Annotated in this window: 14 protein-coding genes; all 14 read left to right on the forward strand. The window is 41.2% G+C overall.

All coding sequences use genetic code 11. The features are described from left to right. The first annotated feature begins 36 nt into the window (after positions 1–36). The 14 genes from gmd to ACW6QF_RS00570 all read left to right on the forward strand — a co-directional run bounded on the left by gmd (position 37) and on the right by ACW6QF_RS00570 (position 15,981). A complete protein-coding gene (gmd, locus tag ACW6QF_RS00505; RefSeq protein WP_298548730.1) occupies positions 37–1,188 on the forward strand; it encodes a GDP-mannose 4,6-dehydratase in 1,152 nt (383 codons plus the stop codon). A 111-nt stretch (positions 1,189–1,299) separates the two neighbouring features. Next, a complete protein-coding gene (locus tag ACW6QF_RS00510; protein WP_298548728.1) occupies positions 1,300–2,448 on the forward strand; it encodes an OmpA family protein in 1,149 nt (382 codons plus the stop codon). 100 nt (positions 2,449–2,548) lie between these two features. Continuing rightward, the gene (locus ACW6QF_RS00515; RefSeq protein WP_298548725.1) at positions 2,549–3,946 is read left to right on the forward strand and encodes an undecaprenyl-phosphate glucose phosphotransferase; all 1,398 of its coding nucleotides are present in this window, start codon (positions 2,549–2,551) and stop codon (positions 3,944–3,946) included. 68 nt (positions 3,947–4,014) lie between these two features. Beyond that, positions 4,015–4,437, forward strand: a complete 423-nt coding sequence (ruvX, locus tag ACW6QF_RS00520) for a Holliday junction resolvase RuvX (protein ID WP_186930575.1) — start codon at positions 4,015–4,017, stop codon at positions 4,435–4,437. A 5-nt stretch (positions 4,438–4,442) separates the two neighbouring features. After that, positions 4,443–5,000 carry a peptide deformylase gene (gene def, locus ACW6QF_RS00525; protein WP_298548721.1) on the forward strand — a complete coding sequence of 186 codons (558 nt, stop codon included), beginning with the start codon at positions 4,443–4,445 and terminating at the stop codon, positions 4,998–5,000. 24 nt (positions 5,001–5,024) lie between these two features. Further along, positions 5,025–6,572 (forward strand): acyl-CoA carboxylase subunit beta, encoded by a 1,548-nt coding sequence (locus ACW6QF_RS00530; protein ID WP_008147311.1) that lies wholly within the window; start codon positions 5,025–5,027, stop codon positions 6,570–6,572. 24 nt (positions 6,573–6,596) lie between these two features. Then, positions 6,597–6,929, forward strand: a complete 333-nt coding sequence (locus tag ACW6QF_RS00535) for an acetyl-CoA carboxylase biotin carboxyl carrier protein subunit (RefSeq protein ID WP_298548715.1) — start codon at positions 6,597–6,599, stop codon at positions 6,927–6,929. 137 nt (positions 6,930–7,066) lie between these two features. Continuing rightward, positions 7,067–9,190, forward strand: coding sequence for a tetratricopeptide repeat protein (locus ACW6QF_RS00540; RefSeq protein ID WP_456086413.1), 2,124 nt, complete (start codon positions 7,067–7,069; stop codon positions 9,188–9,190). An 804-nt stretch (positions 9,191–9,994) separates the two neighbouring features. Then, a complete protein-coding gene (locus ACW6QF_RS00545) occupies positions 9,995–11,380 on the forward strand; it encodes a 6-bladed beta-propeller (protein WP_456086414.1) in 1,386 nt (461 codons plus the stop codon). Positions 11,381–12,383: 1,003 nt separating this feature from the next. After that, on the forward strand, positions 12,384–12,515 hold the full coding sequence (locus ACW6QF_RS00550; RefSeq protein WP_456086415.1) for a TIGR04149 family rSAM-modified RiPP: 132 nt from the start codon (positions 12,384–12,386) through the stop codon (positions 12,513–12,515). A 61-nt stretch (positions 12,516–12,576) separates the two neighbouring features. Further along, positions 12,577–12,867 carry a hypothetical protein gene (locus tag ACW6QF_RS00555; protein ID WP_456086416.1) on the forward strand — a complete coding sequence of 97 codons (291 nt, stop codon included), beginning with the start codon at positions 12,577–12,579 and terminating at the stop codon, positions 12,865–12,867. A 61-nt stretch (positions 12,868–12,928) separates the two neighbouring features. Beyond that, positions 12,929–14,080, forward strand: a complete 1,152-nt coding sequence (locus ACW6QF_RS00560; protein ID WP_456086417.1) for a hypothetical protein — start codon at positions 12,929–12,931, stop codon at positions 14,078–14,080. 396 nt (positions 14,081–14,476) lie between these two features. Then, positions 14,477–14,749: a glycosyltransferase family 2 protein gene (locus tag ACW6QF_RS00565; RefSeq protein ID WP_456086418.1), complete on the forward strand. Its 273-nt coding sequence runs from the start codon at positions 14,477–14,479 to the stop codon at positions 14,747–14,749. Between the two features lie 26 nt (positions 14,750–14,775). Beyond that, on the forward strand, positions 14,776–15,981 hold the full coding sequence (locus ACW6QF_RS00570; RefSeq protein ID WP_456086419.1) for a 6-bladed beta-propeller: 1,206 nt from the start codon (positions 14,776–14,778) through the stop codon (positions 15,979–15,981). The last annotated feature ends 75 nt before the right edge of the window (positions 15,982–16,056 follow it).

Here is a 16,056-nt window from a genome sequence, read left to right on the forward strand (position 1 = left end):
AAATAGGGAGGTTGTTGCGTCTTCCGTTTAACAACGATGAGTAAAGTTGCTTTAATAACAGGAATAACAGGACAGGACGGGGCTTACCTGGCCGAGTACCTGATCAAGAAAGGATATGTAGTGCATGGTATCAAACGCCGGTCGTCCATGTTTAACACGGATCGTATCGACCATCTTTATCAGGACCCGCATGTGGAAAATCGTAACCTGATCCTACATTATGGTGACCTGACCGACAGTTTGAACCTGACTCGCATCATCGGTGAGATCCAGCCGGATGAAATTTATAATCTGGCGGCCATGAGTCATGTGAAAGTGAGTTTCGATACTCCCGAATATACGGCTAATGCCGATGGTCTGGGGGTTTTGCGTATTCTGGAAGCGGTTCGTTTGCTGAACCTGATCCCCAAGACACGCATTTATCAGGCTTCCACATCCGAACTTTATGGCCTGGTGCAGGAAGTGCCGCAGAAAGAGACGACTCCTTTTTATCCGAGAAGTCCGTATGCCGTGGCCAAACTTTATGGTTACTGGATAACGGTGAACTATCGTGAAGCTTATAAAATGCATGCATCGAACGGTATTTTGTTCAACCATGAGTCTCCCTTGAGAGGGGAAACATTCGTGACCCGTAAGGTGACGCGGGCCGTCTCCCGGATTGCCTTGGGCATGCAGAAAAAGGTTTACATGGGGAATCTTTCTTCCAAACGTGACTGGGGACATGCAAAGGACTATGTCCGTGCGATGTATGCTATCCTCCAGCAGGACGAACCGTCCGATTATGTCATTGCGACGGGGATCACGACCACCATCCGCGACTTCTTGAAAATGGCGTTCGCCGAGATAGGCGTGGAAATTATTTTTAAAGGAGATAATGTTAATGAGGTGGCTGTCTTAAACTATATTGACGAAAATGTGTTTATTGAAAGAGTCGGCGAGGCTTATCTCGATAATATAAGGAAACGGATTGGGGATGAGGTCGTTGGTGTAGATCCACAGTATTTCCGTCCGACCGAAGTCGATTTGCTGATCGGCGATGCGACAAAGGCGCGTACTCGTTTGGGATGGGAACCTAAGTACGACTTGGCAGCTTTGATTGAGGATATGATGTCGAACGATATAAAGTTGATGAAGAAGGAATCGTATCTTAGAAAAGGCGGCTATGAAATCTTGAATTATTTCGAGTAGAGTCGAACTTTTATTGTTTTTATTTGTTATAATTAGAAAAAGAGTTAATTTTGCACTATGTTTGAGCAAATATTATAGGTAATTGATTGTTTAATTAAAATGTTGATGAATATGAAGACTAAAGTATTACTTTTAGCTTTGTTATCAGGTTTCGTTTTCTCTGTGTCTGCACAGGAATTTAAACCTCAGGTTGGATTTAGCAATGAGGCAGGCTATAAAACAAACTTTAAAAAGAACAAAGCTGGCGACAACTGGTTTATCTCTATTGCAGGTGGTGCAAGTGTTTTGTTTGGCGATCAGAACAATGAAGCCGATTTTAAGAATCGTTTGAATTTCGCTCCACAGTTCTCCGTCGGTAAGTGGTTTAATCCGTATTTGGCTCTGCGTCTCCAGTTGAATGGCGGCGTATTGCATGGTTTTGAAAATACCGGTGCTACATTCATGCAGCACAATAAATACGCAGCTGCTCATGCCGATTTGTTGTGGGACGTAACTAATTTCTGGGCTCCTTATAACGAAAAGAAGGTGTTCCGTTTGATTCCGTGGATCGGTCTTGGTTATGCACAGCGTTTCAAGAACTCTGATGATAACGGAGGTATTGCAAGAACAGAATCTCCGACGGTCAACTTCGGTATCCTGACTGCATTCCGTTTGAGCAAACGCGTAGATCTGAACGTTGAAGTTCAGGGTTCATTGCTGAACGAACAGTTTAACCGCGTTTCTATGTATCACCTGACTGACGGTATCGGACAGTTGAGCGCAGGTTTGACTTTCAAACTGGGTAAGACTGATTTCGAAGTATTGGAACCGATGGACTACGCTTTGCTGAACGACCTGAACGGTCAGATCAACGCCTTGCGTGCTGAAAACGACGAGCTGAGCAAACGTCCGGTTTCTTGTCCTGAATGTGAAGAAGTTGTAACTAATGTTGTTAACAACTATGTAGACAATGTAGTGTACTTCCGTATCAATAGCGCTAAGATCGACAAGAACCAGCAGGTTAGCATCTTTAATACTGCACAGTTCATGAAAGATAACAATGTGCCTATCAAAGTCATCGGTTATGCTGATAAGAAAACAGGTACAGGTTCTTACAATATGCAGCTTTCTGAAAAGCGTGCAAGAGCCGTTGCCAAAGAGTTGATCGACAAATACGGTATCTCTTCTAACCAGATCACGATCGAGTGGAAGGGCTCTGACGTTCAACCATACAGCGAAAACAATTGGAACCGCGTGGTTATCATGTCTGCAAATAATTAATTAATTTTTGATTATATCCCGAAAGGCTGCACATAATCGTGTGCAGCCTTTTTTTTGCTCGGAAATAATGCTTATTTTTGCATGATTTTAGCGCGTTATTATGGAGTTAAATAAAAAACATGGATATCTTATTCAATGGCTGATAGGCGTTGGGGATTTGATCGTTCTGAATCTTCTTTTCTTTATTGTCTACTATGGATTGAATAATTTATATACATCTGCCATCACCGGAAGTCTGCGTGAGGTAGTGCTTCTGTTGAATTTCTGCTATTTCTTCTCCCTTTATTTCGTCCCTTTGCAATTGCACATGTCCATTGTCTTTATTGACAAGATTGTGCAGAGAGCGTTCCTTTTGGTTACGATTATGACTTTCCTGTTTGCCACCTGCCTGATTTTCTTGAATGTCGGGGATGTGCTGGCGACTTTCCTGCTGATTTATTATATCGTTACGGTCGTTATCTTTTCGTTGTGGCGTGTTATTGTGCGTGTGACTTTGAAGATGTACCGACGGAAAGGATATAACTTTAAGAAGATCGTGATTGTCGGAGCCGGAAAGAACGGGATGGAGCTGTATAAGGTAATGAAAGACGATTTGTCGTATGGTTTCAATATCTTGGGATTCTTTGATGATAATCTGTCCTTGAAATCTGTCTTGCCGAATTATTTGGGAATGACGAATGAGGTGGAAAGCTTTGTGCTGGCTAATGATGTGGATGAAATCTACTGTACTTTGCCGGGTACGAATGATGAGAAGATCGTGCGTTTGCTGAATTTTGCGGAGAAACACATGATTCGTTTTTATATCGTGCCGGAATTCTATCGTAACCTGAAGAAGAGCCTGGTGATGGAGGTCCTGGAGTCTATTCCTTTGATGACTGTCCGTCGCGAGCCCTTGCAGGCAGCTTACAACCGGGCGTTGAAACGTACATTCGATATTCTTTTTTCGACAATAATCCTGGTGACCATATTCCCGATACTGTATGTCGTGGTCGGTATCATGATCAAGCTAAGCTCTCCGGGACCGATCTTGTTCAAGCAAAAAAGAACGGGATTGTACGGACAGGATTTCAGGTGCTATAAGTTTCGTACGATGAAGGTCAATGCACAGGCGGATTCCTTGCAGGCTGTGAAGAATGACCCGCGTAAGACGAAGGTCGGAGATTTTCTTCGCCGGACGAACCTGGACGAGTTTCCCCAGTTTATTAATGTGTTGAGAGGGGAAATGTCGGTCGTGGGGCCGCGTCCCCACATGCTGAAACATACCGAGCAATACTCTGCGCTGATCGACAAGTATATGGTTCGCCACCTGGTTAAACCGGGTGTGACAGGTTGGGCGCAGGTGACAGGCTATAGGGGAGAAACGAAAACGTTGGAACAAATGGAAGGCCGTGTGAAACGGGATGTCTGGTATATCGAGAACTGGTCTTTCTTCCTGGATCTTAAGATTATAGTCGTAACGGTTCTCAATATGTTCAAGGGAGAAAAGAACGCGTATTAAGCGTTAAATTGCACACTTTTTGTGTATATGTGTAATTGGAAACTGATTTTGTGTTATCTTTGTACCCGATGGGAAGGATTATAGCAATTGATTATGGCCGGAAACGTACCGGGCTGGCGGTTACGGATACCTTGCAGATGATTGCAAACGGACTGACAACCGTGCCGAGCGGTGAACTGACAAAGTTTCTGGCTGATTATGTCTCACATGAACCTGTTGAACGGTTTGTCGTCGGGCTTCCGAAGCAGATGAACAATGAACCTTCAGAAAACATGAAATACGTGGAGGCTTTTGTGACACATCTGAAGCGGACCATTCCGAACATTCCGGTAGAGTATTACGACGAACGGTTTACTTCCGTTTTGGCGCATAAGGCAATGCTGGACGGAGGATTGAAGAAAAAGAAAAGGCAGGATAAAGGATTGGTGGACGAGATCAGTGCCGTTATTATCTTGCAATCATATTTGGAAAATAAGAAATATCAGTTATAAAAGTTATGATTTTACCCGTATATTTATATGGACAGCCTGTGCTGAGGAAAGAGGCTGAAGAAGTTCCGATGGACTATCCGGGGCTGAAACAATTGGTAGCCAATATGTTTGAAACGATGTACAATGCCGATGGCGTAGGGCTGGCCGCTCCGCAGGTCGGTTTGTCATTGCGTCTTTTGGTAATCGACGCCGACGTGATGGGAGATGATTTTCCCGAATGCAAAGGTTTCAAGCGTGCAATGATCAATCCTGTTTTCCTTGAGAAAAGCGAAGAAGAGGTTTCGATGGAAGAAGGTTGCCTGAGTCTGCCGGGTGTGCATGAGAAAGTAGCCCGTTCGACAAAAGTACGTGTGAAATACTTGGATGAAGACCTGAAAGAACAGGAAGAAACGGTGGAGGGATTTGCTGCCCGTGTCGTGCAGCATGAGTGTGAACATTTGGAAGGCCATGTATTCATCGACAATATTTCAGGAATCCGCCGCCAGTTGAATAAAAGCAAACTAAATAGTATTATTAAAGGTACAGCCCGTTGCTCGTATAAGGCAAAAGCGGTTGGTAAGTAATAAGAACTCTATTAACTAATCAGTATGACAGATTTAAGTAAAAACATTCAGGCCCTCAGGGAAAAGAAAGCCGTCGTTGAGATGGGTGGAGGCGAAGCTGCTATCGAAAAGCAGATCGCGATGGGTAAATTGACTGCCCGTGATCGTATTCTATCCTTGTTGGACAAGAATTCTTTCCACGAATATGACTTGTTCGTGAAGCACGACGGTCGTGATTTCGGTATGGATAAGAAGGATTTACCAGGTGATGGTGTTGTTACAGGTACAGGTACGATCTTCGGTGCTCCGGTTTGTATCTATGCACAGGACTTTACGGTTGCCGGTGGTTCGCTGGGCTTGCAGCATGCACGTAAGATCACGAAGATCATGGATCATGCTCTGAAAATGAAATGTCCGATTATAGGCATCAACGACTCGGGCGGTGCGCGTATCCAGGAAGGTGTAGGTGCATTGGCGGGTTATGGTGAAATATTCTATCGCAATACAATCGCCTCCGGTGTTATTCCTCAGATTTCTCTGATTCTGGGACCTTGTGCCGGTGGCGCAGTATATTCTCCGGCTTTGACGGACTTCGTGTTTGTAGTGGAAAACATCTCCAAGATGTTCATTACAGGTCCGAATGTGATCAAGACCGTGTTGGGCGAAGATATCTCTATGGAAGACTTGGGCGGTGCCCGTGTTCATGCGGAAACAACCGGCAACGCTCATTTCTATGCACAGAGCGAGCAGGAATGTTTCGAGCAGGTTAAACGTCTGGTAAGCTTTATCCCGTGGAATAACCAGGAACGTGCGAAAGTGGCGGAATCGAAGGAGCCTGCTGCGGTAATGAACATCGAAGATGTGGTTCCGGCAGATCCGAAACAGCCGTACGACGTACGTAACGTGATCAAATGTATCGTGGACGATTCCGACTTCCTGGAAGTACAGGAATTATGGGCTGCCAACATCGTGATCGGTTTCGGCCGTATGGGAGGCGAAACTGTCGGTTTCGTGGCCAACCAGCCGATGGTATTGGCTGGCGTGCTGGATTGCGACAGTGCCGATAAAGCTGCACGTTTTATCCGTTTCTGCGATTCTTTCAATATTCCTATTATCACATTGGAAGATATGCCGGGTTATTTGCCGGGTGTCGACCAGGAGCATGCCGGTGTGATCCGTCACGGCGCGAAAGTATTGTATGCTTATTCCGAAGCGACAGTTCCCAAGATCACGGTTATCCTGCGTAAGGCTTATGGCGGCGGTTATATCGCCATGAACTCACGCCATTTGGGTGCGGACTTCATGTTTGCTTGGCCGAGTGCGGAAATTGCGGTGATGGGACCGGAAGGAGCAGCCAACATTATCTTCCGTAAGGAGATCATGGAAGCCGAAGACCAGAACGCAATGCGTCAGGAAAAGGTGAAAGAATATATCGAGAAATTCGCAAATCCTTACGTGGCCGCCTCCAAAGGGTTCATCGATTCTGTTATCGAACCGAAAGAAACACGTTCATTGTTGCTTCACGCACTTAAACTTTCTGTATTGAAAGAGGAATACAGACCGGCTAAGAAGCACGGATTGCCTCCGTTCTAATTAACGCTGTAAAAACTTTTAAATATGGAAAAGAAAGAGAAAGATAACGAATATGTGGATTTTGTAGTAACGGCCCGCAAATACAAGACGACGCTGACTGCAAAATATAAAAACCGTAAAATGTGGCATAAGCCCTTTGTCGGTGATGTGATTTCTCATCTTCCCGGAACGATCGTTAAAGTGGAAGTACGGCAAGGGCAGGAAGTTGAAGCCGGCCAGCTGCTTCTGATCCATCAGGCGATGAAGATGTACAACCGGGTGGTAGCTCCCGTTGCCGGAACGATTGTCGAGCTGGGGGTAACGGAAGGTGATAAGATCCCCAAGGACCATTTGATGGTTAAGATTCAGCCGAAGTAAATAACCGAGGCAAGTAAATAGAGAAAGCTTTCACACTGTTTTGCAGTCTGTGAAAGCTTTTTTTATAGATTGGTTTTAACGGCTAAGATTATTTACTTACTTTTGCGACCGATCAATGTTGAATATTTTTATAATCGATGAAGAAAGCGATTCTTTTATTTATATTCCAGCTGTGTTCGTTAGCCATGTTTGCACAAATCAATACCGACCGTGTGTTGACTATCGGACGTAACGCTTTGTATTTTGAGGACTATGTCCTTTCGATACAATATTTCAATCAGGTTATCAAATCGAAACCCTGGTTGGCCGAACCGTATTTCTACCGTGCTGTGGCAAAAATCAATCTGGACGATTATAAAGGAGCCGAAGAAGACTGTACGCTTTGCCTTGAGCGGAATCCTTTCTTGGTACAGGCATATTACGCACGCGGCATTGCCCGCCAAAGCCAGGAGAAGTTCGCCGAAGCAATAGAAGATTACAGGAAAGGGCTGGAGTTTAAGGCGGAGGACCGCCAGATGCTGGTGAACATGGCGGTTGCCAATATCCAGAAGAAAGATTTTGAAGAGGCTGAAAAGGTGTTTGACGAACTGATGGCGGCCCATCCCAAATATTCCATGAACTATCTGACGCGTGGTGCGATGTACACCGAGAAAGGCGATACGGTCAAAGCGCTTGCCGACTATGATAAGGCGATCAGCATGGATCCTTATTATGCCCCTGCTTATGGCAACCGGGCGATTCTGCATTACCAGATGAACAATATGAAAGACGCGCTTGCCGATCTGAACGAGGCCATCCGTCTGAATACCCGTGAGAGCGGTTATTATATCAATAGAGGTCTGGTCCGCTACCAGTTGAAGGACTTGCGTGGCGCTATGGCAGATTACGACCAGGTGGTCAGCATGGACAGCCACAACCTGATTGCCCGGTTCAACCGGGGATTGCTTCGTGCACAGATCGGGGATAATAACCGGGCTATCGAAGACTTCGACGTTGTGATCGAGATCGAGCCGGACAACTATATGGCTTATTACAACCGTGCGTTGTTGCGTTACGAGACGGGAGATTATCAAGGTTCCGTACATGATTTCGATGTCGTATTGCAGCAGTATCCGAACTTTGTGGCCGGTTATTACAGCCGTGCGGAAGTGAAGCGGAAAATGCATGATGAGGTGGGCGCCGACCGCGATTACTGGACTGCCTATAATATGGAGCAGAAAAAGAAGAATGGAAACGCTTCAGGAACAGCGGTCGCTTCCAAAAATGACAACGATGGAGAGAATCAACCGGCCGGTCCGGCATCAAAAGATGAAAATACGCGTGAGCAATCGGATAAGAACATCGATAAGTTCAATCGTCTTGTCGTGTATGATGAAGAAGAGGTGCGTAAGACGAAGTATAATAGCGAAATACGCGGGCGGGTACAAGACCGCAACGTGCGTGTGGATCTGGAACCGATGTTTGTCCTGACCTATTACGAAAAAGTCGATCCGGTAAAGAAATTGGTTTATTATGATAAGATGGTGGAAGCCTATAATGCCCGTCTGGTATTGGAACGTAAGTTGCGTATCACAAACGAGGAAGCCGCCCTTACGGAAGATCAGGTTGCCGTGCATTTCGCTTCTATCGATAATTTCTCGGCCCGCATAGTGAAGAATCCGAACGATGTGGATGCCTATTTCGGGCGCGCTTTGGATTTTATGCTTGTACAGGACTTTACCGAAGCGATTAAGGACTATACGAAGGTGATCGAACAGGACCCCAATTTTGCGATGGCTTATTTCAACCGGGCTGTCGTTCGGTATAAGCAGCTTGACTATAATATGTCTCAAGCAGCCAGTGCCCAGGATGATTTTTCTGCCATGAGCATGAATCTAAAGATGGGCAAGAATCCGACGGCTGTCCGTACACCGTCGACATCCGATCCGGTTTCCGCATCCCTGAAAGACAATAAGCGGGCTTACGAACATGAAATGATTACGCGTGATTACGACATGGTAATCAAATTGAATCCGGGTTTCGTATATGCTTATTTCAATCGTGGAAACCTGCGTTGTGCGCAACGCGATTTCCGCGCTGCCATCCAGGATTACAGCGAGGCGATCCAGCGTGATCCGGAATTTGCCGAGGCTTATTTCAACCGTGGATTGGCACGCCTTTCTCAGGGAGATGCCAACCGGGGAATCGCCGATCTGAGCAAAGCCGGGGAATTAGGGATCATCAATGCTTACAGTATTATCAAGCGTATGACAAGCAATTGATCCCCCCTTATTGTAAAAAACATCTTGAAAATGACTTGAAACCCATCCGTCAAATGTTCTTCGAACAGTTGTTTACGGATCGAAAATAAGGCCTTTGGGAGGCCATTCCCGTGAGGTGCGCGTTTTTTCTTCCCGACGACCGTCTTCATCGCCACGAAGTCCGACTTCGTATAGAGTGAATCCGGCAGCCCGGAGCGATGAAGACGGTCGTCAGGGCAATGAAGACGGTCGTCGTGGAAATAAGGTTTCGATTCCCTTGAAAAGACCCTCCGGATCCGGGCAATATCCCTTTCCCCTCTCCTTCGTTTTCCCAAATATTCTACTCATCGGCAGTTCCGTCTTTTCGAAGTGTAAGGGATATGGAGAATAAGATATCCAAATGCCATGCAATTTCTGCCAGTCCGGCGGCCCGTTTGCCGGTATGTTAGTGAAAGCGCTGTTTCGGTGGAAAAAAGACAGGCTGAGATTGTACTTGTTTTCCCTTGAAATAGAAAAAACAAGGGTTATTGTAAAAAATCTTGATAAGTAAAACAGCTTGTTGTTCCTTATCTTTTCCCGGTTAAGGTGCGTCACTGTTCAAATATTTCTTGGATGGATCTCGTCGAGTATATAAAGTTGATGATATTCAGTATGACAAAAAAGTATTCCCGATAGTAAGCGGACAAATATCTGTAGCATCTTAATGTTGGATATTAAGAGATTGATGGTGAAAAACTAATATTGTTAAAAAATATCGGCGAAATAATTAGTGAATATGAACGGATATTGGTAATATTGCATTTGTAACCTGATAAATGCAGTACGATGAAAAAAAACATATCCGGCTACCTTATATATAGAGGCATTGGATCCGGGACAGACATACCGGTTGGTTCTGACCAACCAGTTCGGAGATCGATTGGAAGGAACGATCGACTGATCCGGATGGGAGAACGACGTTTTGCCGGTTTCGAATATCGAGGATTGATTAATCTGGGAGATTATATCCAGTCCGTAGCGGTAGAACGGTTATTGCCAGTAATAGAGCAGCGGTTCGATAGGGTATCTTTATACCTCTTCTGTTTACTTATGCTTGTTTTCTCCTGCTGTCAAGAAAATAAAGTCAAAGAAAATGGTCTTATTACGGTTGACGTAACAAAGAAATTTCCAAATAAAGATTTATCTCTACAGGATTTTTTGGATATAGAGTATATTCCATTGGAAACTAATAACGAATTTCTGTGTGGAGGATTAATTATGGCTTGCGGAAGTAAATATTTGATTGCCAAGAATCGAAATAGCGATGGAAATATTTATGTGTTTGATCGAAAAGGAAAAGGTATTAGTACATTTAATCGAAAAGGGAATAGCGGAGAAGAGTATTTATACTTAGGAAATGTTTTATTGGATGAAGAAAAAGAGGAAATTTTTATTAGTAGTGTAAAAAAAATACTTGTATATGACCTGTATGGCAATTTCAGAAGGAGTTTTCCATATAAAAAAGGTGTGGAATATTATTATCAACTAACGAATTATGATAAAGAGCATATCATTTGTTGGGATGGTTCCGGAGAATCAAATCCTAAAGCAGTAGAATCACCCTCTTTTTACATCCTATCAAAATCTGATGGAAGCATCATAAAAGAAATAAATGTACCGCTTAATAAGCGGACATCGACTTTGATTATTTTATCAAGGGATGAAAAAACACATATGACATATTCTCTTGCAAATACCCCTAACCCCATACATAAGTTCCGTGATCGAATACTTTTAAACGAACCATCCTCTGATACAATTTATAGATACAGTGATGAAAAAGGTCTGATTCCTTATATGTGCAGAATACCTTCTATACACTCCATGAACCCTGAAATATTTCTTTATACTGATATTATTACTGACAAATATGATTTTATGCGGACGTATGAAAAAGCACGCAATGGAGAAGAAAAAGATTTGGTTTACGACAAGCAGCAGAAAACCGTATATCATTGTACGCTTCATAATAAAGATTATAAATATCAGAAATATTTAAGATTGAAGGGGAAGAACATCAACGATGAAATCGCTTCGGTGGAGTCACTCGATGCCTTTGACTTGGTTAATGCCTACAAGAAAGGTTATCTACAAGGAGAATTAAAAGAAATTGCTTCTAAAATGACAGAAGAGGAAAATGCGGTAATCATGTTAATGAAGCATAAAAAATAAAGGATGCTTTAAACATGATGGTTTTTGGAAGTGAATTCAAAACAAATAATTCATAATTTGTTGAATTTGAAGCAACTTGTGTTTGAGGTTACAGATTCTTGTAATTTGAACTGTAAGTATTGTGGTTATTCGGATTTTTATGTTGGATATCAAGAGATTGATGGTGAAAAACTAATATTGTTAAAAAATATCGGCGAAATAATTAGTGAATATGAACGGATATTGGTAATATTGCATTTGTAACCTGATAAATGCAGTACGATGAAAAAAAACATATCCGGCTACCTTATATATAGAGGCATTGGATCCGGGACAGACATACCGGTTGGTTCTGATCAACCAGTTCGGAGATCGATTGGAAGGAACGATCGACTGATCCGGATGGGAGAACGACATTTCGTCGGTTTCGAATATCGAGAATTGAATAACCTGGGAGATTATATCCAGTCCGTAGCGGTAGAACGGTTATTGCCGACAATAGAGTAGCGGTTCGATAGGGATACATTTTGATTTTTGACACGTAGTAAAACGGAGTGTAAGAACTGTGTTTTTGTTGATATGTATCCTCCTATAGGTAATTATGAAAAAGTTTTTGATACTTATGGTTTACTTTGTAAAGATTAAATAGATAAAAGTTGAAAACACCTTAATCGGTATACTATAACAAACAGAGAGCTGATAGGTTATTTTTATGTTTAAGTACTGATGGTGATGAAAGCCATTTGAAATCTTTAAATTAACGAAAGCGTATGTTGTATAACCTTTTATTTTTTATTAGAGCTGTTAGTTTGCCACTTCAACAACCAGCTACAATGTTGAAGTGGCAAACTTAATCATGTATCAGGAATATACTGATAATTATCAAAGGATTAATCATAATTTTTTGATAATTATAGGCTCGTATAAAAATACTTGTCCAATCTGTTCCATATAGCTGGCTATGGGGAATTATGTGATTAAGATAAGGAGATACTGAAATAAAAACAATTAAACAGTTGAATATATGAAAAAGTTAAAAAAGATAACGCTCAACAAATTAGAAGGAGAAAAGATGTCTGATCAAGAGCTTAAGCTTATTGTAGGAGGTTATAATCATACGAGTTGTTCCGGAAGCGGTTTTTGTGTGTATGGTTAATGATTTCGAATGAGTGGGAGGAATTTTTCTCTCACTGTTTTTAGGGCTAAATATTAATGTCGTGAAAATAAATTATAGCTTATATATATATTTACGAGATAGTGCAAGAGCTTATCTAATACACGATAAATCTATTGACGAATGTAAATATATTAAATATTTTACAGAATCAGTAGGTTTTATTCCTCGAAAAATAACAAACGAATATGTACTGACATGGTATGAACATGGTGAATTGGAAAATTATATTACCGAAGACATGTTAGATGAAAACAACCGAAAAAAATACCATGAATTATTAAATGCAAAGGAAGAAATGAATCCTATAATTGTTAAATATTATTTCAAATAGTATGTTTAGAGAAATACAATCGGCCTGTTTTTGAGAACGTAATGAATAAAATATACGATATATGAAAATATTTAAAGTAGCAACAACAATAGTAATAGTCGTCCTACTCTTCTTTTCTTGCGAAATGAAGAAGACGAAAGAGGAGAAGACTTATCCCTCAGACTTGCCGGTTATTGATTTGCGGGGTCTTCTCTCGGAAAAAGGAAGTGATGAAATTCAAATGTTTTCTCCGACTGATCGGATTGAATATATTCCGTTGGATACATTTCCTGAACTATCAGGATGCGGTGATATTTTACTGACAGAAAATCATATATTTCTTAGTAAGCCTAAAGATATTGTTATGTATGATTGTAACGGCAGATATCAGAAACAAATTGAAGGGGCGGATTATATTAGTAGCTTATTCTATAATGAATATACCCATGAGGTTTATGTAATGGGAAAGGGGAATGTATGGATACTGGACGAAAAGAATGGTGAACCGGTTGGAGATACCCAAACACTTTATAAAACAGCGCCTCTTACTCAACTTTACCCGTTGGCATCCGATCGTTTTTTAGCCCTGTCAGGTAAGGATAATTTTTATGTAACAAAAACACGTGCTGCTATTTGTGATAATAAGGGACAATTATTGACCGATTCTGTCGTACTTACTCCTGATGAAATAGAAAAACATGTTTGCTGGTGGGATGGAGGGACGTATGTGATGAATGATACCGATAAGAATTACCTATTCTTTACTTATTTCCCCGGAAATCCTTATCAGACAATTTTTAAAGCAAGTCAAGATCGAATTGATCCGATTTATTACTTAGATATAGAAAGTGATGCGTGTATACTGGAAGCGTGGGAATTCAAAGGATGTCTTTATTTTATATTTTCTTACTGGCTTAGAGGATACGGTGATGTTTATAGAAATCTGACGCTGGCCACGTTCAATATGGATACCCATGAATTAAAGTCTAAACGTCTATATAAAGAGTTGCAGGACTGGTCTGCAAAATATGGAGTTGAAAATAATATAGATTGTGGATTACCTATTCAGTGTATGAAACACTCATATGCTCGAAAAACAGTACTCGATTTGATAGGTAGTTGGCATGTTCTGGGATATGTAAAACAAAATAAGATAAAAGATAATGCTCCGGAATTCTTAAAGCGAATGAATAAAGAGAGTTCTCCTGTCATATCTGTTATATATTATCACTAATTATTAATAATTTAATCTTTATCAGTATGAAAAAGCTAAAGGTTATTAAGCTCTCGAAGGAGGCTCAGAAAAGGCTTTTGGATGGGTGAAGTCGTATCTTGATTCAGATCTACCTTACGGAATCGTACTGTTTTTAAGCCTGAAATAAGGAAAGCAAGCAAAGCGTATGTTAGGAAAATGGCTCTAAGTTTGTATCAAAAATAGACAATATCCCCTCCTGAAATAGAGTCATTTTGTAAATCTTTGATTAGTAGGTATATATGGAATATGCTGTTTGTTAAAAAATATTACCCTTGCGTGTAATTTGAATTATATGGGGTATAAAATCAAATTAGATGCGGTAGTAGTTTCGATTTGAACCAATGGCTTTTTCGGGAATTTTGACAATAAGGAGGCATGAAGGTTGTATCTGTTGTCATGCCGGTTTATAACATGGAAAAGTATGTGGCGGAATCCGTAGATAGCATTCTGAATCAGACATTTTCCGGTTGGGAGCTGATTATTGTGGATGATGGCTCGACTGACGGGACAGCGGAGATCCTCCGTTCGTTCACCGATTCACGTATTCGGGTTTTGGCCAATTTCCGTAATAAACTTATTTTAGATGACTGCCTATTTTGTATTTACTATGTGGACAGGCAGTCTCTTTTTTGTATTATTGAGTTTTAATAATATTGTGATTTATTGCGACGAATATGAAATATATAGGTGTATTAATGAGTATCCTTTTGTCTTTGTCTTTACAGGCTAAAGATAAAGTATTAGTGATAGATATGACGAAAGCAAAAGTTGGTGATATTCCATTGAGTAGACTTGCTTCCCATTTGGAATATATTCCGTTGGAATTGACAAAAGAATCTTTGTTGAATAAACCTTCTGTTTTTTTGACAGATCGATATATTATAACCACCGAATTTGCAGGTAAAATATGTCTATTTGATAGGAAAAACGGAAAGTATATCCGTCGTCTCAGTCAAGAAGGAGGTGGACCGGATGATTATGCACATCTTATGTCAAATTGTACATTGGATAAGGAAAGAAATGTTTTTTATGTGGATATTTGGAAGAAGTGGAGAGGAATAGATATTGAAACTAACAAATGTGTAAATGAGGTGGTAAAACCTGAGTATCGATATATCAAGGAAACGAGATTTCAGCAAAAAATAAATAACCTTTGCCTTTATAAGGATAGTCTATATTTAGGTTTTGCCAATGATGAACAGGCTAATGATCATTGTGCGCTTTATGTTTTTAATAAAAACGGCGAGGTTCTGAAGGTGATAGACAATGGCCTTCAGGCTCCAACATTTAAATCCTCCCGGTCTTCTTGCTATAATGCAGGACGATTCCAGGAGGTAGGAAGTAATTTGTATTTTTCCGGAGCATCGGAGAATGATACTGTTTATTTGGTGGGTGAAGAGCGGCTGATCCCTTCTATTGCGTTTCATTTTAACGAGACTCTTGGGAAAAAATACGAAACAGGGAAATTGGATTTTGGAGCGGATGATGTAGAAACGGTTAGACGATATAAAAAAGGTTTTTTGAGTTATTCGCGTATTTTTCAGGAAGATCGGTATATCTTTTTTGCTTGCTCAGAATGGGAAGGGCTAAGTTCTAATATCAGCTTTTCTAATTATTATGATAAGAAAACCAAGCAATTGTATAGTTGTAAGCGTGAAGGGGAAAGATGTGGTTTTGTGAATGACATAGATGGATTGGGTACTTTTTTCATGGAACAATTAGAAGGAAATAAGTTGGTCGGTCTGCTGATGCCGGAAGATCTTTTAGATTATATGGAGACCCATAAAGATGTGAAGTTAAGTCCGACCGGAAAGAAAGTATTGGAAAACCTCCAATTTGATGATAATCCGATCGTGGTGATTGCCACCTTGAAAGAGTAAGATCGATTTATTGTTGATTCTGATACGATATGAAATTATGAACGCATATTTGTTATTGTTACGATGTTTGACTGT

This window comes from Parabacteroides sp., from assembly GCF_977054455.1.